Here is a 22,228-nt window from a genome sequence, read left to right as displayed (position 1 = left end):
GGCCGGCCGGACCGCGCGCTAGGAATCGCGGAGCGCGTCGACGGGTTCGATACGCGCCGCCTTGAGCGCCGGATAGGTGCCGGCCGCGAGGCCGACGAGCGCGCCCACCACGACTCCGACGGGTGCGGCCCACACGGCCAGCACGGGCGTCCACTGCTGCACGAGGCACACGCCGATCAGCGCGAAGAGGCCGACGACCACTCCGATGAGCCCGCCGAGCACGCCCGTGGTGAACGACTCGAGCATGAACTGGGCGATGATGTCTCGGGTGCGCGCCCCGAGCGCCCGGCGCAGGCCGATCTCGCCCCTGCGCTCCGAGACGGAGAGCAGAGTGACGTTGGCGATCCCGATCCCGCCTCCCAGCAGCGCGACGATGCCGATGGCGAGGAACAGCACGTTGACGTCGGCCTCGACGCCCGACTGCAGGGTGCTCGTGTCGGCCGGTGCCGACACCTTGAAACCGTCGGGGCTGTTCGGCGAGAGCGCGATCGGGGCCTGGTGGGCGACGACCGGCCCGGCGCCGACAGCGATGCGGATGTCCAGGCTCTCCGCGGCGGTCAGGCCGAGTTCGGCTCTGGCCGTCGACAGGGGAACGATCACCGAATCGAGCAGAGCGTTGCGGGTGCCCACGTCGCTCAGGATGCCGATGACCGTATAGGCCTGGTCGTCGATGAAGATCGCGGGTTGCCCGGTCACGCGGTTGATCCCGAGCTGCTCGGCGGCGTCAGCCCCGAGCACCACCACGCGATCCCGCCGCTCCTCGTGGCCGGAGTCGAAGAACCGGCCGGTGCCGATCTCCCCCTCCACGGTGTCGAGCAGCTCGGGCGATGCGCCGACCACGGGCGGGGGAACCTTCGGAGCGACGGAGGGATCCTGCACCCGCACCGCGTCGACGCGCGGCGCATCGGCCACCTTGGCGTACAGCGCGGCGTGCTCCACCCCTGCGAGGTCGCGCACGCGATCCACGGAGTCCCACGGCAGTCGGGCCGTGGCGCGCTCCTTGCCGCCGGGACCGGTGCTCTTGCCGGGTTCGACCGTCACCCGCGTCGCCGCCAGCGCATCGAACTGCTGCGCGATCTGCCCGGCAGCCGTCTGTGCGAAACCGATCGTCGCGACGAGCGAGGCGATCCCGAGCACCGTGCCGATGAGCGTGATCAGCAGCCGCGATGGCCGTGCGCCGACCCCCTCGAGCGACTCCCGGATCAGGTCGCGCCGCGAGATGCCCGGGATCGCGCGTCGCGCTGCTCGCGCCGCCCGTGCGCGCGCGGTTCTCTCGCGCCGGGCCCTCACGCGATCTCCGAGAGTTCGCCGTCGTGCATGCGCACCAGGCGGCGGGCGGATGCCGCCACCGCCTCGTCGTGGGTGATCATGACGATCGTGAGCCCCTCGGCGCCCAAGTCGTCGAAGAGCTCCATGACCGCCTGCGAGTTGGCGCGGTCGAGGTTGCCCGTCGGCTCGTCCGCGAGCAGCAGCCGCGGCGAGGTGCACACGGCGCGTGCGATCGCGACCCGCTGCCGCTCGCCACCCGAGAGCGTGGCTGGTGAGAAGTCGACGCGATGGGCGAGCCCGACGCGGTCGAGCGCCTCGCGAGCCGAGGGTTCGCGCTGCTCGCGCGGCAGGCCGGCGTAGGTGCCCGCGAGCATCACGTTCTCGAGCACGCTGCGCGTGGGGAGCAGGTGGAAGGACTGGAATACGAAGCCGATCGCGCGGGATCGGAGCGCGGCGCGCTCATCGTCGCCCAGCTGCGAGACGTCGATGCCCTCGAAGAGGAACCTTCCGGTGCTCGGCCGGTCGAGCAGGCCGAGCGTGTTGAGCATGGTCGACTTGCCCGAGCCCGAGGGGCCGACGATCGCGAGGTAGTCACCGCGCTCGACGGCGAGGTCGACGCCGCGCAGCGCGTTGACCGGGGGCGGGCCGGGGAAGAACCTCGTGACGTCCGCGAGCTCGATGATAGGGCCGGCATAGTCGGGATCACCGACCGTACCGCTGAGCGCGCCGGGTGCCGAGCCGCGCGGCTCGGCCCGGCGACGGGCTTTCGCCCGCGCTCGCGCGCGTCGCACGACCTCGCGGTCGCTCGCGGCGGGCCGGAGCGGGGCGACGGCGGTGGCGTCGGCTGCGGGATCAGCGTCGGTTGCGGGATCCGCGTCGGTTGCGGGATCCGCGTCGGCGAAGAGCGCTTCGATCCCGCTCGTCGACGGGCTCATCGGCCCACCACGACCTTGGCCCCGGCGGTGATGCGCGGGTCTTCGGAGGCGATCTCGACGTAGCCGTCGGCCGCGAGTCCGGCCTCGACCGGGATGTTCTCCGTCTCGGCGTCGGGGCCGTTCTTCGGGTCGATGAGCAGCTCGACACGGTCCTCGCCGCCCGATCCCGCTGAGAGCGCCGCGATCGGCACCGCGAGCACTTCTCCGTCGGTCGACGCGATCGGGATGCGCAGGCGCACATTGGTGCCGCGCAGCGCGTCGATCTGCTCCGGGGTGAGTTCGCCGGGGCTCAGCTCGACCGTGTACCGCCCCGCGCCGTCGTTCGATCCTCCGGAGCTGCCGGATCCGCCCGCTCCCTCCGGGTTCTCCCCGTCGCCGGATCCCGATCCGCCGCTCTTCGGAGCCGAGATCTTCTGCACCGTAGCCGTCAGCTCGGTGTCGTCGGGGCCGGGGAAGAACGCGGTGAGCCCCTCCTCGAGCAGTTCGGCGTCCTGCTGCGAGACCGAACCGACGATGGTGAGCGTCGCGCCCGACACACTCATGGGTGTGCCCGACAGAATGTCACCCCGCGCCACCGAGACCGCGTCGACGCGGCGCGGCAGATCCGCCAGGAACAGCACCTCGCTCGACGGCAGGGTCGGCAGCACGGCCTCCTGGGCGGTCGCGAGCTGCTGCTGCGCGTCGTACACCTGATCGGAGGCGGCGTTCACGGCGGCCCGCTCGCCGAGCACACTCGGCGCCTTGGCTTCGATCGCCTCGTTCAGCGCGGCCTGCGCTTGCGCCAGGGAGGTGTTGGCGTCGCGCACCGCACGCTCCGCGTCCCGCAGCATCTGCTGGGCCTCAGGGCCGCCCGCGGCCGCCTCGTAGCCGATCTGCTCGTAGAGCGTACCGACGGCGATCGCCGTGTCGTAGTCGAAGACGTCGGATGCGGGATCGCCGACCCCGTACCCCATGCCCGAGAGAGCGGCCTTCAGCTGCGCCACGTCGGGGCCTCGCATGCCGACCGAGAGCGTGCGGTAGGAGGGCAGCTCGCCCGGCAGCACGACGACGGGGCGCCCCGCGAGTTCGAGCGCGATGTTGCCCGCCTCGAACACCGTGCCGACCTCGGGTACGTGGCCCGTGACGACGGGGCGCTCGCCGGCGGCGGAGGCATCGATCTCCACATCGACGGCGTCGGCGTAGGTGATCTCACCGCGCGACACGATCGTGTTCTCGATGGTGCGCTGCTCGACGGGAGCGGTCACCGGACCGGGCTCGGGCGCCGCGGTGCGCGCCGCGAGTTCGGCGGGGGAGACGATGAACTGCATGACCCCGACCCCGACCAGCAGCGAGGCGACGGCCACGATGGCGAGCAGCATCACGAGGCGGGGGCCCGACCAGCTCCTGCGGGGTTTCTCCGAGCCGGTGCGAGGCGGTTCGGGCCCCTCGGGCCCCTCGGGCCCCTCTGGCACCTCGGGCGGCGCCGGTTCTTGCGAGAGCGTCTCGTCGCTCGGGGCCTGCGCGGCAGCGGAGGCCCCGGGATCCGGGTCGCCGGTCTCGAGTCCGAGGCTGAGAGCGGCCTCCGCGCTCGCGGCCTCCGCGCTCCCAGCCTCCGCGCTCTCGGCTTCGGCGCTCCGAGACGCGGCGCCCCTCCGGCGTCGAAGCGGTGCCACGGGCTACTTCTTCTCGTCGGCGCTGTACTTGGCGATGAGCGCGTCGAGCTCCGCCTTGTGCTCGTCGACGAACTTCTGCTCGAGGTCGAAGGTGATCTGCTGCACCTTATCGTCGTAGCCGAGCTTGTCCTTGCACTCCCAGTCGGTGACGGCCATCTCGATCTCGCGCTTCTTGATCTCCGACATCTGCTTCTCGCTCGGGCCCTGCCACTTCTCGGGATCCTCGCCCTCGGGCAGCTCGTAGAGCGAGTTCGACTCCTCCATGAAGACGTTCTGCGCGTGCATGGGGTTCGTCAGGTCGGTGTAGCCGGCGTCGGCCATGCACTCCGACCACTCGCGATCGAGCTTCGCGACGTCGTCGTTGGGGCTGGTGGCCGCGGGGTCCTCGTAGTTGTAGATCCCCGCCCACACTCCTTCCATGCTCTCGAACAGCTCGGCGAACTCCGGATCCTCCATCGCCGCCATACCTGGGCCGTACATCTCCTGGGTCTCGTGATCGGCGACGCCCGAGCACCCCATCTTGCTCCAGTCCCACTCGAAGGTGCCGTCCTCCATGGCGGCCATATCCTCCTCCGTGGGCTGGGGGCCCGACAGCGCCTCGTAGAAGGCCTGCTGCTCGGATTCGCTGAGGGACTCGATGTAGTCCTGATTGGGGTCGACGTACTCCTCGTCCTCGCCCGCGGCCTCCATCTCGGCACGGCCGGGGAAATCGGTGAAGCCGTAGCCGTACTGCTCGGCGTACTCGCGGCTGCCCCAGTCGATCTCCTCGTCGTCGAAGCTGACCATGCCGCCGTTCTGGGTGTTCGGCTGGTACTCGAAGCCCTCGTCGGCCATGCACTCGGCGATGAGTTCCTCGCGCTTCTCGTTGATCTTGTCGTAGAACTCCTGGTCCTGCTCCTGATCCCCGTAGAGCGCCGACATGTACTTGTTGAGCGGGCCCTCCTCGGGTTCGGAGGACTTCTTCGCGTCGCCGCCGCTGCACCCGGCGAGCGCGAGCAGCGACACGGTGATGAGCGCGGGCAGCGCGACTCGGGCGGAGATGGTTCGTGACGGCATCGGCACCTCATTCTGGGTTCGCTGGGCGATCTGCCCGTGCTCAGGCTAGCAAAACTTGTACTGCGGATCTAGTACAAGTTTTGTGAAGACAGTGTCAGAATAGCGCACAAGTGTTGATGAAACGGGGTGGGAGAGGAGTCTGAAGATTGCGATTCGGCAACAGAAACACCAGCCGCCGAGCCCGTACGTGCAGAGGCGCCGTGCGGGCGACGCTGAGTCGGCCCCTAAGTATCGAGTCGGCCGATATGTCGCGCGAAGTGCGGGACGCCTCGATAGAAACGGCCCGTCTCGATGGGGTGGGACAGTTCGAGGGGAGAGCCCGCGGGTGCCCCGCTCACACCTCGAGCAGGCGCCGCAGCTGCTCGCCCACCTTCTCGAACTCGATCAGGAACGAGTCGTGCCCGAACGGCGAGTCGATGCGCGTCGCGCGATCCCCGTCGAGACTGCCCGGCGTGTGGCGCGCGATCTCGTCCTGCCCCTCGAGCGTGAAGAGGCGATCGCTCGGGATCCCGAGCACGAGCGTCGGCAGCTCGAGCGTCGAGAGTGCAGCGCGCACACCGCCCCGCCCCCTTCCGACGTCGTGCGAGTTCATCGCCTGCACGAGGGTGAGGTAGCTGTTCGCGTCGAACCGTCGGGTGAACTTGTTGCCGTGGAAGTCGAGATACGACTCGACCGCGAAGCGGCCGCCGTCGCCGAGCGGGCTCACCGCCGACTGCCAGGCCCGGCCGAAGCGGTCGTCGAGCTCGGTGTTGCTGCGGTAGTTCAGCAGGGCGAGGCGGCGCGCGGTGGCGAGGCCGTGGTGGGGGCCGATGCCGTCGGGGGCGTCGTAGTAGTTGCCGCCGCGGTAGAACGGGTCGGAGCGGATCGCCTCGAGCTGCACGAGGTTGAGGCCGATCTGATCCGCCGTCGTGACCGGGGGAGCTGCGATCACCGCCAGCCGCTCGGCGCGATCCTGGTGCGAGATGCCCCACTCGAGCGCGTGCATGCCTCCCATCGAGCCGCCGATCACCGCGGCGAAGCGGTCGATGCCGATCCCGTCGGCGAAGCGGGCGGCCGCTGCGACCTGGTCCCGGATCGTGAGATAGGGGAACCGGCCGCCCCACTCCTGCCCCGCGGGGTCGAGCGATCCCGGTCCCGTCGAGCCCTGGCAGCCGCCCAGCACGTTGGGTGCGACGACGCAGTAGCGGCTCGTGTCGAGCGGCAGCCCCGGTCCCACGATCTCGCTCCACCAGCCGTCGGTCGGATGCCCGGGCCCCGCGTCTCCCGCGAGGTGGCTGTCACCGGTGAGCGCGTGGAACACGAGGATCGCGTTGTCGCGGCGCTCGTTCAACTCGCCGAAGGTTTCGTAGGCGATGCGCACGTTCGGGATCTCGACCCCGGCCTCGGTCGTGAGGGAGCCGATCGTCACGAACTCGCGATCGCCGACGGGATCGCCGTCGCGCCAGCCTCCCGAGATCGGCGGCCGCCCCATGAGCGCGCGCAGCTGCGCGTCGGTGATGAAGTCGGTCGGGAACGAGTCCTCGGGGGTCTGCCAGTCCATAACTCACCATTCTGCCTCGGCCGGCGCTCGGGCGGGCGAATGTTACGCGGGCCTCGGGCCCGCCCCGCTCGCCCCTACCGCCTCGACCGCCCTGTCGGCTGAATCGGGGTCGTTTTCGTGCGTGTCGGATCGCGACACGCGGCCGAAAGTGACCCCGGATCGGGATCGGGATCGGGTGCGGGATCGGGATTGGAAACGGGTGCGGGATCGGGAACGGGGGCGGGGCGGCGATCGGTGCGGCGGACGGAGCAGCGCGGCGGACGCGGCGGCGCGGTGCGGCACAGCGGACGCGGCGGTAGGGTGTTGAGGTGCTCGCCGATCCGCCCCGCGTCCCAGCGAGTCTGCTCGCCGTCGCAGCCATCTTCAGCGTCCAGTTCGGCAATGCCTTCGTCGGGTCGCTCTTCGAGAGCGTCGGGCCGCTCGGCGCGGCCGCGCTGCGGCTGGGATTCGCCGCGGTCATCCTCATCGTGCTCGTGCGGCCGCGGGTGCGGGAGTGGAGCGCGCGAACCTGGCTGGGCGTCGTGCTGCTCGGGATCGGCATGGGCGGCATGAACGTCTTCATCTACCTGGCGATCGCGGAGATCCCGCTCGGCCTCGCGGTCACGATCGAGCTGATGGGGCCGCTCGCCGTGGCCGCCGCGGGGATCCGCCGGGCCGTCGACGCGGCCTGGGTGCTGCTCGCGCTCGGCGGCATCCTGCTGCTGGGCCTCGACGATACCGGCACGGTGACGCTTCGCGGCGCGCTGCTCGCGGGTGTCGCCGCGGCGTTCTGGGCGCTCTACATCCTGGCCTCCGCGCGCCTCAGCTCTCGCGTGCGGGGGATCGACGGGCTGGTCGCCTCGGTGGCGGTCGCGGCGGTCGTGATCGTGCCGCTCGGGGCCGGGCAGGCGCTGCAGGGTGTACGGCAGGATCCGGGGCTGCTCGGCGCCTTCGCCGTTCTGGCGCTGATGACCAGCGTGATCGCCTACGGGCTCGAGTTCCTCGCGCTGAAGCGCATGTCGGCGCGCGTGTTCGGCGTGCTGTCGAGCCTCGGGCCGGCCGTGGCCGCCCTCGCCGGTCTCGCGGTGCTGCACCAGCAGCTTGATGCCCGGCAACTGCTGGCGATCCTGCTCGTCGTGGCGGCGAGCGCCGGGGTCGTGGCGAGCTCCCGTCGCACGGTCTGACGCGGTCTGCCATCCTGCCCGCCGGGTCTGCCCTGATCGGTCCCCGCCCATTCGGTCCCCGCCCATTCGGTCCCCGCCCATTCGGCCCCCGCCCATCCCGTCTTTCGGAGCACACCGTTTATTCGGATCGGATCGCTTGGGTTTGATCCGAATAAACGGTGTGCTCCGAAGAACGGGAGGACACGCCCGTGCCCGAGCGCGCGACGAACAGCGGCGCGCTACGCCCGCGCGTTCGATTCGGCGACGACACGCCGTGCCGCGGCGAAGCCCCGCTCGAGGTCGGCCTTGATGTCCGCGATGCTCTCGAGACCGACGGACAGGCGCACGAGGCCCGGGGTGACGCCGGCGGTGAGCTGCTGCTCGGGGGTGAGCTGCGAGTGCGTGGTCGAGGCGGGGTGGATCACCAGGCTGCGCACGTCGCCGATGTTGGCGACGTGGCTGAACAGTTCGAGCGCGTTCACGAACGCCTTACCCGCCTCGACCCCGCCTTTGAGGTCGAACGAGAGCACAGCGCCCACGCCCTTCGGCGCGTAGCGGTTCGCGAGGGCGTACCAGGGGCTCGACGGCAGCCCCGAGTAGGAGACGCCGGCGACGTCGTCGTGGTTGTCGAGCCACTCCGCGACCTCCTGCGCGTTCTGCACGTGGCGCTCCATCCGCAGCGACAGCGTCTCGATGCCCTGCAGCAGCTGCCACACGCTCTGCGGAGCGATCGCCGACCCGAGGTCGCGCAGCAGCTGCGTGCGCGCCTTGATGACGAAGGCCACGCCGTCGCCCACCGCGCCCGTGTAGCTGATGCCGTTGTACGAGGGATCGGGCTCGGTGAGCCCGGGGAAGCGATCGGCGTGCTGCGACCAGGGGAAGGTGCCGCCGTCGACGATCACGCCGCCGAGGGTGGTGCCGTGGCCGCCCAGGAACTTGGTGGCCGAGTGCAGCACGATGTCGGCGCCGTGCTCGAGGGGGCGCACGAGGTAGGGGCTGGCCACGGTGTTGTCGACGATGAGCGGCAGACCGTTCTCGTGCGCGACGTCTGCGACCGCGCGGATGTCGAGGATCGCCGAGCGCGGGTTGGCGATCGACTCGGCGAAGAACAGCTTGGTGTTGGGGCGCACGGCGCGCTGCCAGGCCGCGGAGTCGTCCTGGTCCTCGACGAAGGTCACCTCGATGCCGAGCTTCGCGAGCGTGAACTTGAACAGGTTGTAGGTGCCGCCGTAGATGGAGCTGGACGAGACGATGTGGTCGCCCGAGCCCGCGATGTTCAGCACGGCGAAGGTCGACGCCGCCTGGCCGCTCGCGAGGAAGAGCGCGGCGGTGCCGCCCTCGAGAGCGGCCACGCGCTGCTCGGCGACATCCTGGGTGGGGTTGGTGATGCGGGTGTAGATGTTGCCCGGCTCGGTGAGCGCGAACCGGTTCGCCGCCTGGTCGGTGTCGGAGAAGACGTAGGCCGTGGTCTGGTGGATCGGCAGCGCGCGGGCGCCGGTCGCGTCGAGCTGCTGGCCCGAATGGATCTGCTTGGTCTCGAAGCCCCAGGTCTGGTCGGTCATGAAAACTCCTCGGTGAGTGGGTCGTGCGGTGGACGGGCGCGGTAGTCGACGCGTTCGCTCGGATGGGCGATGCTGTCGAGACTACGAACTGCGCCTGAGAAGGACAATGGTGCCAGACACGGCGCGTAACGTTGCGCGGCCCCGCTCACCCCTCCGGCGCGAGCGCCGTCTCGAGCTCTCGGGCGAGGGCGAGGGCGCTCCGGTCGTCGAAGCGGTGTCCCTGGAGCGTGACGCCGACGGGCAGCGCTCCGCGGGCGACCGGCGCAGGAACCGTGACCATGGGCACACCGAGCACCGTGCCCTGCGCGGTGTTGCGCGTGTACAGGTTGAAGATGTGCAGTTCGCGCCCGAGATGCTCGACGATGCCGCCCATCCCGAGCGCCGGCGCGGGCGCGGGTGCGGTGGGGAAGAGGAGCGCGTCCAGCTGCTGCGAGGACATCAGGCGGGAGTAGGCGGAGCGGGCCGCGAAGACCCGGGATCGGGCCTCGGTGTAGGCCTCGGCCGTCACCGGTGACCGGAGCTCCGCGAGCAGCACCGACCGCACGTCGGGGCTCGCGACCTCGCGCACGAGACGCTCGAACGCGGCCTCGGGCGGGAGCCCGAGTGCGCGGCCCGCGGCATCGCCGAGCAGCCTGCGGGATTCCCACATCACCAGCGGGGTCTCGGCCGCCATGGCCGCCTCCTGGATCTCGTCGAAATCGGCGTGCACCGTCTTGAACCGGGCGGGCAGGCGGTCGAGGGCGGCCTCGAACGCCGCTCGGGTCTCGGGGCGGAGGTCGTCGCACAGCCGCGTCGGCAGCCCGATCCGGATCGGCCTGCCGGCCGCCCCCGCCGTACGCGCCGCGCCCGTCGCGTCTGCCGCGCCCGTCGCGGCACGGGCCGGCCGCTCGTCGGCGACCCAGCGATCCACCCGCTCGAGGTCGTTGACCGATCGCGCGAACACCCCGGGGGTGTCCCGAGTGGTCGACAGCCCGAGGATCTCCGAGGTCGGCCAGCGCCCGGTGCTCGGGCGGAACCCCGCGATCCCGCAGTGCGCGGCCGGGATCGACACCGAGCCCCCGGTGTCGGTGCCGAGCGCGATCGGCACGGCTCCCGAGGCGACCGCCGCGGCGCTGCCGCCCGAGGAACCGCCCGCCGAGAACCCCGGATGGCTCGGGATCCGCGCCGCGCCGAACGCGGCGTTATCCGAGGTGATGCCGAAGGCGAGCTCGTGCATGTTCGTCGTGCCGACGACCACGGCGCCGGCCCGCCGCAGCAGCGCGACGACGGGCGCATCGACCTCCTCGGGCACGGTGTCGAACACCGGGCAGGCGGCCGAGCGGCGGAAGCCGCGCACCGCGATGTTCGCCTTGACCGCGATCGGGAACGGCGCGTCGTCGTTCTGACGGGGCTGCTCCTCGATCTGCGCCGCGGTGGCGAGCTGGGTCCAGGTGCCCTCGTCGGGGTGCTCGATCGGTTCGACGATGCGCGCGATGCTCGTGCTCACTGGGAGATCTCCTCCAGATTCTTGCCCCGCGTATTCACTGCGAGGAGGTTGACGAACGAACCTAGCACCAGGAACGCGACGAGCCCCAGCATCGTCGCCTGCAGCGGCAGCTGCCCGAGCGCCCCCACCAGGAGGAACACCCCGAGCCCGCCGCCGACGTGCCCGATGCTGTCGGCGAGCGCGTACGCGGTCGTGCGGAAGCGCGTCGGGAAGCTCTCGGCCGTCAGCGCGTACTGTGCGGGCACCCAGAGGTTCTGGCCGAAGAAGAGGATGATCGCCCCGGCGAACACGATGAGCGGCGACTCCCCGCCGAACGCCACGAGCAGGGCGCCGACGACGGCGATCCCGCCTCCGACCATCATCCACAGCTTCCGCTCGAGGCGATCCACCACGCTGCGGATCGCGAACGCCGCGGCGATGAAGCCGAGCAGTCCGACCGCCGACACCATGCCGGCCTCTCCCGGCGTGTAGCCCTGCCGCACGAGCACCGACGTGAACGCCCCCGAGAACGCGTAGATCGTCAGGTAGCCGAGGCCCCAGGCGGCGCCCAGCACCGCGAGCCGACGCAGATAGAAGGGCGAGCGGAAGAGCTCCCGGATCGCGCCCCAGGTGCTCGTCGAGGGCTCCGGGATCGCAACCGGGTTCGCATCCGCCGGGAGCAGCGGGGCGCGCCGGGTGGCGAGCGCCTCCATGCGGGAGATCACGGCGGCGGCCTCGTCGAGGCGCCCGCGATCCGCCAGCCACCTCGGAGACTCCGGAAGCGATATCCGCAGGAAGAGCGACACCACCGCGAGCACCGCGCCGATCCCGTACACCCAGCGCCACCCCGAATCGAAGCTCTCGGAGGCGAGCGCGAAGGGCAGACCCGAGGGCCAGTCGCCCATGGGCGTCGTGAGCCACAGGCCCAGCCAGATGCCCAGCGCCGAGCCGAACGCGGCCATGATGAAGAGCAGGCTCGTGTACTTCCCGCGCAGACGGCGGGGCGAGACCTCGCTCACGAAGACGTTGATGATCGCCAGGTCGGCGCCGACGCCGATACCGGTGATCAGGCGGGAGAGCACGAAGTGCGCCTCGTCGAACGACAGCATCGAGTACAGCGACCCGAGCCCCGTGATGACCATCGAGACGATGAGCATGCTGTGGCGCCCGAAGCGGTCGGAGAGCGGCCCGAGCAGCAGCGCTCCGATGCCGTAGCCGACGAGGCTCATGAAGACGGGCAGGCCGATGAACGCGTCCGAGTTCGTCGGCGAGCAGCCGTCAACGATCTGGAGGCAGGTCTGCACGAACGAGACGTTGATGTTGAAGATGTCGTACTGCACGAAGAGCATGCCGAGGCTGATCGTGAGCACCGAGGCGGCGGTCAGGCCCCAGCGGGGGAAGCGGTCGATGCGGCGGAGGAGTTCGGCTCGCGATGCCGATGAGACGGCCGCGGGTGACGAAGTCATCGGGGCTCCTTTGGTCGATGGAGATTGCGTCCCCGAAAGTCTCAGCCGGAGGAGGCCCCGCCCGCCATCGTCATTTCTGATGATGCCGGAGGAAGTGGGCGGCCAGCCCGGCCCGGTTGCGGGTGCCCGTCTTCTCGAAGCTGTGCGAGAGGTGCGTGCGCAGCGTCGCCGCGGAGATCCCCAGCCTGGCGGCGATCTGCTTGTCGCCCCAGCCCTCGGCGACCAGCTCGACGACCTGGGCCTCGCGCGGCGTCAGGCTCAGCGGCTTCCGCGGCTCCTCGGGCCGCCAGAGCCTCGTCACCAGGTCGCCCACGCTCTGCAGCACCCTGGCGTCGACGGTGTCGAAGGGGCGCGCGCGTCTGCCGCGCCAGAGTCGGAGGTCGATCGAGCCGGGGGCGGGCTGCGCCGCGAAGTAGTTCACCCCGTGGTACATGTCCCGTCGGTGCAGGAAGTCGCGCACGAACTCGTCGTCGGGATCCGGTGCGGGGGCGACCGTCGAGGTGCGGTGGCGTTCGAAGAGCCGCGGGGTCAGCGTGTCGACGTGCCGGAAGTGCCTGTCGTAATCCTCGAGCGCGTCCTCGCCCATGCTGATCTGCACGGGATCCGAGTACGGCCCCTGGGGATCGCACACGTAGGAGACGAAGATCTCGGCGCCGAGCAGCCGTCGCAGCGTCTCGCCGAGCTGCAGCCTGCGCTCGGCGAGGGGAGCGGAGGAGACGGCGATGTCGATGGCCTGGCACATCAGGGTGCGCGAAGAGTTCACGGCGGCCTCGGATTCGACGTCGAACGGAAAGCGTGCGGACTTCCATGGTAGCGGCCCGGAGCCTCGGCCGAGCCGCGGTATAGGCTCGGACCGGGAGGGCGCCGTCGAACGCGCCCGAGGATGATGGGAAGCGGGGTCGAGATGCTGAGACGGGTGGTGGTCACCGGAGCGAGTTCCGGGATCGGGGCGGCGACCGTGCGAAGATTCTCCGAGCTCGGATGGCAGACCGTCGCCGTCGCCCGCCGCGAGGACCGTCTGCGCGCGCTCGCCGCAGAGACGGGAGCGCACCCCGTCGTCTGCGACGTGACCGACGAGGAGCAGGTGTCGCGCCTGGCCGCCGAGGTCGCCGCGACGGGCGGGGCCACGGGGCTCGTCAACAATGCAGGCGGTGCGATCGGCACGGAGTCCGTCGAGCGCTCCTCGAACGAGGACTGGCGCCGTATGTTCGAGGTGAACGTGATCGGGCTGCGCTCGGTCACCGCCGCACTGCTGCCGGTGCTGCGGGAGGGCGCGCGGCGCACCGGGTGGGCCTCGATCCTGAACCTCACATCGACCGCCGGCCACGGCGCGTATCCCGGCGGTGGCGGGTACAACGCCGCCAAGTACGCGGCGCGGGCGGTGACGGAGGTGCTGCGCCTCGAACTCGCAGGCGAGCCCATCCGCGTCATGGAACTCGCCCCCGGTCTCGTGCACACCGAGGAGTTCACGCTCAACCGGCTGCGCGGCGACGCCGAGGCGGCCGCGAAGCCCTACACCGATGTCACTCCGCTTCTGGCGGAGAATGTGGCCCGCGTGCTGGTCGGCGCCTTCGAGCAGCCGCCGCACGTGAACCAGGACCTGATCGTGCTGCGCCCCGTCGCCCAGTCGAGTGTGTTCCACACCCACCGCGGCCCGCTCGTGCCGAAGGCGGAGTGAGCGCGATGGCGATGACACTGAGCGAGCTCGCCGAGAACGGCCACATCGCAGCCGACTGGGCCGAAGCCCTCGCGCCGATGGGGGATCGGCTCGCCGAACTCGGCCGCTTCCTGAACGCGGAGCGCGCGGCCGGGCATCGGGTACTGCCCGCGGGGGACCGGATCCTCGCCGCGTTCCAGCGACCGCTCGCCGACGTGCGGGTGCTGATCGTGGGGCAGGATCCCTATCCCACACCGGGGCATCCCATCGGGCTCTCCTTCGCGACCGCGCCCGAGGTGCGTCCGATCCCGCGCAGCCTGCAGAACATCTACAAGGAACTGCAGAGCGACCTCGGCATCCCGCCCGCGCCCCACGGCGACCTCACCGCGTGGGCCGACCACGGCGTCATGCTGCTCAACCGGGTGCTGACCGTTCGCGCCGGTGCCCCCGCGTCGCACCGCGGCAAGGGATGGGAGGCGTTCACGGAGCACGCGATCCGCGCCCTGGTCGCCCGAGGCGGCCCGCTCGTCGCGATCCTGTGGGGGAACGACGCCCGTTCGCTCGCGCCCATGCTGGGATCCGTGCCGCGGATCGAGAGCCCGCACCCCTCGCCGCTGTCGGCCTCGCGCGGCTTCTTCGGATCGCGCCCGTTCAGTCGGGCGAACGAGGCCCTCGTCGCGCAGGGGACGGATCCCGTGGACTGGCGGCTCGCCGGGTAGGCGGATCGCGGGGCCTGATCGTTTTGATAAGGCGGACGGTGAGGTAAGATAGGTGGCTGTACTTCGGCGAGGGGCGCTCCAGCGCCCGTGATCGACGCGGTAGAGCCTCTTTGCGGGCCCTTCTGACGCGCCACACGGCGAGACAACATCAAGCAGGCGGGTCACCGCCTTCGGTTGGGCGAAAGCCCGCAAGGAGAAGAACATCATGAGCGAGACGAATCAGCTCGTCGCCACCACGCGCACCAACTTCGGCAAGGGTGCGGCCCGCAAGCTGCGCGCCGCCGGTCAGACCCCCGCGGTCGTCTACGGCCACGGCACCGATCCCGCGCACATCGCGCTCGAGACCCACCCGCTGAGCCTCATCATCCGTCACGCCAACGCCGTCATCGAGCTCGACATCGAGGGTCGCAAGGAGCTCGTGCTCGTCAAGGACGTGCAGAAGGATCCGGTGCGCCAGATCATCGAGCACGTCGACCTGCTCGTCGTGAAGAAGGGCGAGACCGTCGAGGTCGAGGTCCCCGTGCACGTCACGGGCGAATCGTTCTCGGGCACCAACGCCCTGCAGGAGCTGAACACGCTCCGCCTCAGCGTTCCCGCGACCTCGATCCCCGAGCACGTCGAGGTCAGCGTGGAGGGCCTGGAAGAGGGCGCTCAGATCCTCGCCGGTGACGTGACGCTGCCCAAGGGCGCGACGCTGCTCGACGCGGTGGAGCAGCTGGTCGTGCACGTGGTGACCCCGCGCGGCACCGCCGCCGACGAGGCCGAGGAGGCCTCGGAGGAGGAAGCCGCCGAGTAACTCGGAACCGGCATTCGGGCCCGTCGGAGCGTTGGACGACCACCGCTCCGACGGGCCTCCTGTTTCTGTACTGCAAGAATGTCGGTGGTATCTGCGAGCATTCCACCCGAAGGGAGGAGCAGATGCTCCGGTTCTGGCGCACGCGAGAGAAAGTCGAGGAGCGCATGTCGGATGACAGCTGGCTCATCGTCGGCCTGGGCAACCCCGGGGCGAAGTACGAGGCGACGCGGCACAACGTCGGGCAGATGGCGCTCGACGTGCTGGCGGGGCGCCTCGGGGCGCGCTTCTCGCCGCACCGCGCGGGCGCGCGCGTGGCCGAGGGCCGCGTGCGGCCGGGCGGGCCGAAGCTGATCCTCGCGAAATCGAACGGGTACATGAACACCTCCGGCGGCCCCGTCTCGGGGCTCGCCAAGTACTACGGCGTGCCGGCCGAGCGCATCATCGCGATTCACGACGAGCTCGACATCCCCTTCGACTCCATCAAGCTGAAGCAGGGTGGCGGCCACGGCGGCCACAACGGCCTGCGAGACATCGCCAAGGCGCTCGGCACCCCCGAGTTCTTGCGTGTGCGGGTGGGCATCGGTCGGCCGCCCGGGCAGCAGGACGCGGCCGACTTCGTGCTGCGCCCCTTCGGGTCGAGCGAACGCGGTGCGCTGGCCGTGCTGCTCGAGGATGCGGCGGATGCCGCCGAGGCTCTCGTGGACGAGGGCCTCCTCGCCGCTCAGCAGCGCTTTCACGGAAGGGCCGTCAAATGACACTGCGCGGGATCGACCGCCTGCTCGAGGCATCTCCGTCATTCGCGCGAGCGCTCGAGACGGCCGACGGATCGGTGGCGACCGACGCCGAGTTCTCGGTCGCCGAGGGGCTGCGGGCTCCGCTCATCGCGGGGCTGCTGCGGAGGCGCCTCGAGGCGGGGGACCGCGGGGCACTGCTCGTGATCGCGGCGACGAGCCGCGAGGCGGATGCGCTGCGTTCGGCACTCGGCTCGCTCGTCCCCGAGGCGGTCACAGCGGAGTTCCCGGCTTGGGAGACGCTGCCGCACGAGCGACTGAGTCCGAGCGCGGAGACCGTCGGGCGCCGTGTGGCCGCGCTGCGACTGCTGCGGGAGCACGCGGACGACGCGCACGGTTTCCGTCCGCTCATCATGGTCGCCTCCGTGCGGGCTGCCCTACAGCCGGTCTCTCCGCACGCCGCGCAAGCCGAGCCGCTGGTGCTGCGCGCAGGGGAGGATCCCTCACGATCCCCGGGGCTGCAGGGGGTCCGCGCTGCCTCCGCTCCCGGGGGAGCGCTCGACCTGGTCGCCCGCGAGCTGGTGCTGCGCGCCTACACCCGCGTCGACATGGTCACGCGACGCGGCGAGTTCGCGGTGCGCGGTGGCATTCTCGACGTCTTCCCGCCCACGGCCGAGCAGGCGCTGCGCGTCGACTTCTTCGGTGACGAGGTCGACCAGATCCGCCGCTTCGCGGTCTCGGACCAGCGCAGCGCCGGCGACCCGATCCCCGAACTCGAGCTCTGGCCGGCGCGCGAGCTCCTGCTCACCGACGAGGTGCGCGAGCGCGCGGCCGAGCTGCTGCCGCGCTTCCCCGCGCTTTCCTCGCTGCTCGAGAAGATGAGCCAGGGCATCCCCGTCGAGGGCATGGAGAGCCTGCTGCCGCAGCTCGTACCGGGCCTCGCCCCGCTCACCGCACTGCTGCCCGAGGGCGGTGCGGTGGTCGTCGCATCCCCCGAGCGCGTGGCAGGCCGAGCGGTCAGCCTCGCCGAGACCAACCGCGAGTTTCTCGAGGCAGCCTGGAGCGCCGCGACCGCGGGTGCGGACACCCCGGTGCCCACCGATGACAGCGGTATGCTCTCGGTCTCCGAGCTGCGCGCGGCGTCGCGCGGTCGGCCGTGGTGGACGGTCTCGACGTTCGTGGCCGATGAGTCGGAGCCGGCGGAGCAGGCTGGTCCCGGGGCGGCCGCGGAGCCCTCCGGCACCCGCGCCGCCGGGGAGCCCTCCGTCACCCTGCGCGAGCGCAGCGAGTCGCAGGACCCCGCGGCCCATGTCGCCGACGCGCTCGCGATCAACGTCGCGGGAAACCCGTTCCCCCGCCCCGCGAGCGGTGCCGATGCGACCGGCTCCGCGATCCGCCTCTTCTCCGAACGCCTGCGCGAGGGATGGCGAGTCGTCGTCACCGCGCAGGGCGTCGGGCTCGTCGAGCGCGCGAGGGATCTGCTGGTCGAGGCGGGGGCCGCCGCCCGCATGGTCGACGAGCTGCCCGAGCGGCTCGAGGACGGCGTGGTGTACCTCGTCGCGGGCACCGCCTGGTCGGGGTTCGCGAGCGAGGAGGCGAAGCTCCTGCTGGCGAGCGAGGCGGAGTTCTTCGGCCGCTCGGTGAGCTCGCAGGCAGCGAGCGGGCAGAAGCTCGCACGCCGCCGCGGCAAGAACGTGGTGGACCCGCTCAAGCTCGTCGCAGGCGACTACGTGGTGCACGAGACGCACGGCATCGGCCGGTTCGTCGAACTGACGCAGCGCATGGTGCCGACCGGTGTCGGACGCGACGCCACCAAGGCGCTGCGCGAGTACCTCGTGCTCGAGTACGCGTCGACCAAGCGCGGCATGCCCAAGGACAAGCTCTACGTGCCCACCGATCAGCTCGATCAGCTGTCGCGCTACGTGGGCGGCGAGGCGCCGCCGCTCTCGAAGATGGGCGGCAGCGATTGGGCCAATGCGAAGAAGAAGGCGCGCAAGGCGGTGCGCGACATCGCGGTCGAGTTGGTCAAGCTCTACTCGGCGCGCGTGGCGTCGAAGGGGCACGCCTTCTCGCCCGACACGCCGTGGCAGCACGAGCTGGAGGAGGCGTTCCCCTACGCCGAGACCCTCGACCAGCTCACCACCATCGACGAGGTCAAGCGCGACATGGAGCGCTCGATCCCCATGGATCGTCTCCTCGCGGGCGACGTCGGCTTCGGCAAGACCGAGGTCGCGGTGAGGGCGGCGTTCAAGGCGGTGCAGGACGGCAAGCAGGTCGCCATGCTCGTGCCCACCACTCTGCTCGTGAACCAGCACCTCGAGACCTTCCAGAACCGCTTCGCCGGGTTCCCGGTGCAGTTGCGAGCGCTCAGCCGGTTCCAGAGCGACAAGGAGGCGAAGGACACGATCGACGGACTCGCGGCGGGCACGGTCGACGTCGTCATCGGCACGCACCGCCTGCTCTCGGAGAGTGTGCACTACAAGGATCTCGGCCTCGTCATCATCGATGAGGAGCAGCGCTTCGGAGTCGAGCACAAGGATGCGCTGAAGAAGCTCAAGACCAACGTCGACATCCTCGCGATGAGCGCGACGCCGATCCCGCGCACGCTCGAGATGGCCGTCACCGGCATTCGCGAGATGTCGACCCTGGCCACGCCGCCCGAGGACCGCCATCCGATCCTCACCTTCGTCGGCGCGCGCAGCGACAAGCAGATCACCGCGGCGATCCGTCGCGAGCTGCTGCGCGAGGGGCAGGTGTTCTTCGTGCACAATCGGGTGTCCTCGATCAGTCGAGTGGCCGCGCAGATCGCCGAGCTGGTGCCCGAAGCGCGCGTCGCCGTGGCGCACGGCAAGCTCAGCGAGCACCAGCTCGAGCAAGTGGTACAGGATTTCTGGGAGCGCAAGTTCGACGTGCTCGTCTCGACCACCATCGTCGAGACCGGCCTCGACATCGCGAACGCCAACACGATCATCATCGACAACGCCGACAAGTACGGGCTGAGCCAGCTGCACCAGCTGCGGGGCCGGGTCGGCCGCAGCCGCGAGCGCGCGTACGCGTACTTCCTCTACGATCCCGACAAGCCGCTCAGCGAGACCGCGCACGAACGGCTCGAGACGCTCGCCACCAATAACGAGCTGGGATCGGGCATGCAGGTGGCGCTCAAGGACCTCGAACTGCGCGGTGCCGGCAACCTGCTGGGCGGGGAGCAGTCCGGGCACATCGCGGGTGTCGGCTTCGACCTCTACCTGCGGATGATCGGCGAGGCCGTGAATACGTTCAAGGGCGAGGAATCGACCGGCCCGGTCGAACTGGTGCTCGAGCTGCCCGTCGACGCGCACATCCCCGAAGAGTACGTGGAGAGCGAGCGGCTGCGCCTCGAGGCGTACCAGAAGTTCTCGGCGGCGTCGCACCCGCAGGCGCCCGAGGACCACGTGTCGCTCGTGCTCGAGGAGCTCACCGACCGCTACGGTGAGCCTCCCGCCGAGGTGCAGCGCCTCGCAGCGGTCTCGGCGCTGCGCCGCCGCGCCGCGAAACTCGGCCTGTCGAAGGTCGTGGCCGCCGGGCCCGCGCTGCGCATCGAGCCGGTCAAGCTGCTCGACTCCCGTCGAATGCGCATGAACCGCATGTACCCCGGGGCGCGGTACACGGAGGCGACGAGCACGCTCCAGATCCCCCTGCCCGGTGGCACGGCCTCCTCGCGCAGCCCGCTCTCGGGCGTGGGCCAGCGCAACGTCGGCGACGAGGGTGACATCGTCGCCTGGACGGGCCGCGTGCTCGCGACGCTGCTCGAGGAGGAGGCGGCTGCGGAGGGCTGAGGGTCTTTCCTGGACTAGTACGCCGATTCTTCGGGCGTTCCGAGGCTCGAGGCGTCTCCCTCAGGCCAGCGTCAGAGGCCCTCAGTAGGCTGGATCACATGGACCAGGACGACGATGCCGACCACCTCAGCCCTGCCTCGAGCGCTTCGCGGGCCGCGAGCGCTCCGGGTGCCTCGAGCGCTTCGCGGGCTCCCGACAACGTGAGTGGGGCGCCGGGCCAAGACGGGGAGACGCCCTCCCGGGAGGCGGAGGCCCTCGCCGCGGTGATGCGCACCGTGCGCACCATGGTGCAGCCCGGCGGCTGTGCCTGGCACGGAGCGCAGACGCACGAGTCGCTCACTCCGTTCCTGGTGGAGGAGACCGCCGAGTTCATCGACGCCGTGGAGCGCGAGCTGCCGTCGAACGAGGTTGCGGGGGAGCTCGGTGACGTGCTCTATCAGGTGCTGTTCCACGCCGCGATCGCGGAGCGCGACGGCGAGGGCTACGATCTCGCGCGAGTGGCCGAGGGGCTCGATGAGAAGCTCGTCGCCCGCCACCCGCACGTCTTCGGGGACCGCGGGTACATGTCTGTGGAGGAGCTGCACGCGGAGTGGGAGCGTCTCAAGGAGGATGCGGCGGGCGAGGAGCGCGGATCGCGGGATCCGCTGGAGGGGATCCCCGCCGGCATGCCCACGCTCGCTCGCGCCGCGAAAGTGGTCGAGCGTCTGAAGCGCGCGCGGCTCGTCGACCCGAGCGCGGGCGAGAGCTACCCGGATGATCCGCTCGCCGGATCGATCGGCCCCGACGAGCAGCGCATGGCCGAGAACGGCATCGGGGACGCGATGCTCGCGCTCGTGGTGCGGGCGAACGCGGCCGGCGTCGATCCCGACCGTGCGCTCCGGCTCGCGGTCGACCGCTTCACCGCCCGCGTCACACACGGCGATTAGGGCATTCTCAGGATCCGGGATCGCCCCACACCGCCCGCAGTACGGCCACCGCGTCGTCGATGCTCGATCCCTCGCGCTGCGCCGCCTCGGCCAGTGCGCGCGCGTGCTCGACGACCGCTCCGGCCGCCCGTGACGCGCCGGGGGCCACGCGGGTTCCCGCGGCGGTTCGGGTGACGACGAGCCCCTCCTGCTCGATCGTGCGATAGGCCTTGGCCGCGGTCGCCTGGGCCACCCCGAAGTCGCGGGCGGTCTGACGCACGGTTGGCAGGCGCTCGCCGTCGCCGAGCTGGCCGGAGCGGATCGCCCCGCGGAACAGTTCCGCGATGTCGTCGGCGGTGCGCGGTGCGGGAGCGTCCGGGCTTGCGGGAGTCATCGTGCGGCTCCGGTGTCGCTCGAGGCCGACGCCGTGGCGGGGGCGGGGGAGGACGGATCGGGATCCGGGGATGCCGCGCGGCGCCCGGCGAATACCGCGCGTCCGGTGTCAACCGCGAGGCGCAGCAGCAGCGCGGCTCCGATGCCCTGCACCACGTAGCCGCCCAGGTGCATGAGCGGTGCGATGCTCTGATAACCGGTGCCGACGACGAAGCGCTGAGGGTCGGGGGCTCCACCGTTGTCCTCGAAGACGCCGACGATGATCTGCCCGATGAAGCCGACGTGGGCCCACACCGCGCCGAGCGTGAGCAGCAGGCCGCCGAGCGCTAGGAGCGTGATGATCTGGGCTGTCGAGGCGCGTTCCTCGCGTACCTCCGCGGCCGAGGAGCGCGCGAAGAGGGGGCGGTTCGCATCCGTGCTGAGTAGGGCGACGAGCGCGAAGGCCGCCGTCAGCAGGACGAGCAGCGTCGCGAGGTGGTTCGGCCAGCCGGCGCCCCAGACGTAGCCCATGCCGTTCTGCATCGTCATGTAGACGGGCAACCCGGTCTCGGGTGGCACGATCCCGTAGCGATTCGCACCTGGCGGTGCGGAGACGCCGATGAGCAGCTGCCAGGCGGTGGTGACGAGGAGCAGCGAGGAGGAGGCGAACAGGATCCAGAGTGAGGCGCGCGGCGTGAATGCCCACCAGCGGCGCCTCGGGGAGATCGCGCCCTCGCCGGGTGCGAGCAGCGGTTCGCGTCGCAGGAGCAGGGCCGCCACCAGTATCACGAGTGCGGTCGCCGCGAGCGGTGCGGGCCGCTGCCACCAGCCGCCCCAGTTGTTCAGGGGGTCGAGTGTGGCGATCCAACTCGTGACGCTCCCGACGGCGACCACGGCGAGCGATCCGGCGATCCCGACCCAGCGGAGGGTCTCCACGCGGCGACCGCTCGAGGGCAGCGAGACGATGCGCCTGGGGCGGATCCATGAGAGTCCGAAGAGGATCAGGCCGAGGGTGAGCACCATCTCGACGGGTGGCAGGAATTGCAGGATTGTCCGAAGCCCCCAGAAGATCCAGTTCATGACTTCCATATCGCGCTCCCATCGCTCGGCGGCACGTGGCCGTGGATCTTTGTGCTGCAAATTTAG

General features: G+C 70.8%; 18 protein-coding genes. 7 read left to right on the top strand and 11 right to left on the bottom strand.

Translation table 11 applies throughout. The features are described from left to right. Positions 1 to 18: 18 nt before the first annotated feature. From KVY00_RS04420 to metX, 5 genes are all read right to left on the bottom strand, one after another. A complete protein-coding gene (locus tag KVY00_RS04420) occupies positions 19 to 1,290 on the bottom strand; it encodes an ABC transporter permease (RefSeq protein ID WP_255572759.1) in 1,272 nt (423 codons plus the stop codon). After that, positions 1,287 to 1,952: an ABC transporter ATP-binding protein gene (locus KVY00_RS04415; protein WP_223045180.1), complete on the bottom strand. Its 666-nt coding sequence runs from the start codon at positions 1,950 to 1,952 to the stop codon at positions 1,287 to 1,289. Before KVY00_RS04415 ends, KVY00_RS04420 begins: the two co-directional genes overlap by 4 nt. Positions 1,953 to 2,200: 248 nt before the next feature. Then, positions 2,201 to 3,856: a hypothetical protein gene (locus KVY00_RS04410; RefSeq protein WP_255572758.1), complete on the bottom strand. Its 1,656-nt coding sequence runs from the start codon at positions 3,854 to 3,856 to the stop codon at positions 2,201 to 2,203. Between the two features lie 3 nt (positions 3,857 to 3,859). Then, positions 3,860 to 4,912 carry a hypothetical protein gene (locus KVY00_RS04405; protein ID WP_223044516.1) on the bottom strand — a complete coding sequence of 351 codons (1,053 nt, stop codon included), beginning with the start codon at positions 4,910 to 4,912 and terminating at the stop codon, positions 3,860 to 3,862. A gap of 334 nt (positions 4,913 to 5,246) precedes the next feature. Next, a complete protein-coding gene (gene metX / locus KVY00_RS04400; protein ID WP_223044515.1) occupies positions 5,247 to 6,452 on the bottom strand; it encodes a homoserine O-acetyltransferase MetX in 1,206 nt (401 codons plus the stop codon). Between the two features lie 308 nt (positions 6,453 to 6,760). Between metX and KVY00_RS04395 the strand changes: the two genes are divergently transcribed. Next, positions 6,761 to 7,615 (top strand): EamA family transporter, encoded by an 855-nt coding sequence (locus tag KVY00_RS04395; RefSeq protein WP_223044514.1) that lies wholly within the window; start codon positions 6,761 to 6,763, stop codon positions 7,613 to 7,615. Between the two features lie 218 nt (positions 7,616 to 7,833). Here the strand turns inward: KVY00_RS04395 and KVY00_RS04390 are convergent, their stop codons facing one another. The 4 genes from KVY00_RS04390 to KVY00_RS04375 all read right to left on the bottom strand — a co-directional run bounded on the left by KVY00_RS04390 (position 7,834) and on the right by KVY00_RS04375 (position 12,850). Next, entirely contained in the window at positions 7,834 to 9,156 is a 1,323-nt protein-coding gene (locus KVY00_RS04390) for a bifunctional o-acetylhomoserine/o-acetylserine sulfhydrylase (protein WP_223044513.1), read from the bottom strand. A 145-nt stretch (positions 9,157 to 9,301) separates the two neighbouring features. Further along, positions 9,302 to 10,642, bottom strand: coding sequence for an amidase family protein (locus KVY00_RS04385; RefSeq protein ID WP_223044512.1), 1,341 nt, complete (start codon positions 10,640 to 10,642; stop codon positions 9,302 to 9,304). Further along, positions 10,639 to 12,087, bottom strand: a complete 1,449-nt coding sequence (locus KVY00_RS04380) for an MFS transporter (protein WP_223044511.1) — start codon at positions 12,085 to 12,087, stop codon at positions 10,639 to 10,641. The genes KVY00_RS04385 and KVY00_RS04380 overlap by 4 nt, the downstream gene beginning before the upstream one ends. A gap of 70 nt (positions 12,088 to 12,157) precedes the next feature. Continuing rightward, positions 12,158 to 12,850: a helix-turn-helix transcriptional regulator gene (locus KVY00_RS04375; RefSeq protein WP_223044510.1), complete on the bottom strand. Its 693-nt coding sequence runs from the start codon at positions 12,848 to 12,850 to the stop codon at positions 12,158 to 12,160. Positions 12,851 to 12,973: 123 nt separating this feature from the next. Between KVY00_RS04375 and KVY00_RS04370 the strand changes: the two genes are divergently transcribed. The 6 genes from KVY00_RS04370 (at position 12,974) to KVY00_RS04345 (ending at position 20,731) form a co-directional block, all read left to right on the top strand. Further along, on the top strand, positions 12,974 to 13,765 hold the full coding sequence (locus KVY00_RS04370) for an SDR family oxidoreductase (protein ID WP_394358281.1): 792 nt from the start codon (positions 12,974 to 12,976) through the stop codon (positions 13,763 to 13,765). A 5-nt stretch (positions 13,766 to 13,770) separates the two neighbouring features. Next, positions 13,771 to 14,463 carry a uracil-DNA glycosylase gene (locus tag KVY00_RS04365; RefSeq protein WP_223044509.1) on the top strand — a complete coding sequence of 231 codons (693 nt, stop codon included), beginning with the start codon at positions 13,771 to 13,773 and terminating at the stop codon, positions 14,461 to 14,463. 205 nt (positions 14,464 to 14,668) lie between these two features. Next, positions 14,669 to 15,259 (top strand): 50S ribosomal protein L25/general stress protein Ctc, encoded by a 591-nt coding sequence (locus tag KVY00_RS04360; RefSeq protein WP_223044508.1) that lies wholly within the window; start codon positions 14,669 to 14,671, stop codon positions 15,257 to 15,259. 164 nt (positions 15,260 to 15,423) lie between these two features. Then, entirely contained in the window at positions 15,424 to 16,014 is a 591-nt protein-coding gene (pth, locus tag KVY00_RS04355) for an aminoacyl-tRNA hydrolase (protein WP_223044507.1), read from the top strand. Continuing rightward, positions 16,011 to 19,805: a transcription-repair coupling factor gene (mfd, locus tag KVY00_RS04350; RefSeq protein ID WP_223044506.1), complete on the top strand. Its 3,795-nt coding sequence runs from the start codon at positions 16,011 to 16,013 to the stop codon at positions 19,803 to 19,805. Before pth ends, mfd begins: the two co-directional genes overlap by 4 nt. Positions 19,806 to 19,903: 98 nt before the next feature. Further along, a complete protein-coding gene (locus KVY00_RS04345) occupies positions 19,904 to 20,731 on the top strand; it encodes a MazG nucleotide pyrophosphohydrolase domain-containing protein (RefSeq protein WP_223044505.1) in 828 nt (275 codons plus the stop codon). Positions 20,732 to 20,738: 7 nt separating this feature from the next. On the opposite strand, the gene KVY00_RS04340 is transcribed toward KVY00_RS04345, so the two are convergent. Continuing rightward, positions 20,739 to 21,104, bottom strand: a complete 366-nt coding sequence (locus KVY00_RS04340) for a GntR family transcriptional regulator (RefSeq protein ID WP_223044504.1) — start codon at positions 21,102 to 21,104, stop codon at positions 20,739 to 20,741. Then, entirely contained in the window at positions 21,101 to 22,171 is a 1,071-nt protein-coding gene (locus KVY00_RS04335) for a hypothetical protein (RefSeq protein WP_223044503.1), read from the bottom strand. Before KVY00_RS04335 ends, KVY00_RS04340 begins: the two co-directional genes overlap by 4 nt. Positions 22,172 to 22,228 lie beyond the last annotated feature (57 nt).

It is taken from the genome of Leucobacter tenebrionis, assembly GCF_019884725.1.
Classification (GTDB): domain Bacteria; phylum Actinomycetota; class Actinomycetes; order Actinomycetales; family Microbacteriaceae; genus Leucobacter; species Leucobacter tenebrionis.
Note: the sequence above shows the minus strand (reverse complement) of the source record. Positions and strands in the feature narration are given on the sequence as shown.

What these genes read in the sequence shown, in the direction of transcription:
- KVY00_RS04370 (WP_394358281.1), top strand. Translation starts at nt 12,974, where the DNA reads ATGGGAAGCGGGGTCGAGATGCTGAGACGGGTGGTGGTCACCGGAGCG.
- KVY00_RS04365 (WP_223044509.1), top strand. Translation starts at nt 13,771, where the DNA reads ATGGCGATGACACTGAGCGAGCTCGCCGAGAACGGCCACATCGCAGCC.
- KVY00_RS04345 (WP_223044505.1), top strand. Translation starts at nt 19,904, where the DNA reads ATGGACCAGGACGACGATGCCGACCACCTCAGCCCTGCCTCGAGCGCT.
- mfd (WP_223044506.1), top strand. Translation starts at nt 16,011, where the DNA reads ATGACACTGCGCGGGATCGACCGCCTGCTCGAGGCATCTCCGTCATTC.
- KVY00_RS04390 (WP_223044513.1), bottom strand. Translation starts at nt 9,156, where the DNA reads ATGACCGACCAGACCTGGGGCTTCGAGACCAAGCAGATCCATTCGGGC.
- KVY00_RS04360 (WP_223044508.1), top strand. Translation starts at nt 14,669, where the DNA reads ATGAGCGAGACGAATCAGCTCGTCGCCACCACGCGCACCAACTTCGGC.
- metX (WP_223044515.1), bottom strand. Translation starts at nt 6,452, where the DNA reads ATGGACTGGCAGACCCCCGAGGACTCGTTCCCGACCGACTTCATCACC.
- KVY00_RS04340 (WP_223044504.1), bottom strand. Translation starts at nt 21,104, where the DNA reads ATGACTCCCGCAAGCCCGGACGCTCCCGCACCGCGCACCGCCGACGAC.
- pth (WP_223044507.1), top strand. Translation starts at nt 15,424, where the DNA reads ATGTCGGATGACAGCTGGCTCATCGTCGGCCTGGGCAACCCCGGGGCG.
- KVY00_RS04335 (WP_223044503.1), bottom strand. Translation starts at nt 22,171, where the DNA reads ATGGAAGTCATGAACTGGATCTTCTGGGGGCTTCGGACAATCCTGCAA.
- KVY00_RS04380 (WP_223044511.1), bottom strand. Translation starts at nt 12,087, where the DNA reads ATGACTTCGTCACCCGCGGCCGTCTCATCGGCATCGCGAGCCGAACTC.
- KVY00_RS04405 (WP_223044516.1), bottom strand. Translation starts at nt 4,912, where the DNA reads ATGCCGTCACGAACCATCTCCGCCCGAGTCGCGCTGCCCGCGCTCATC.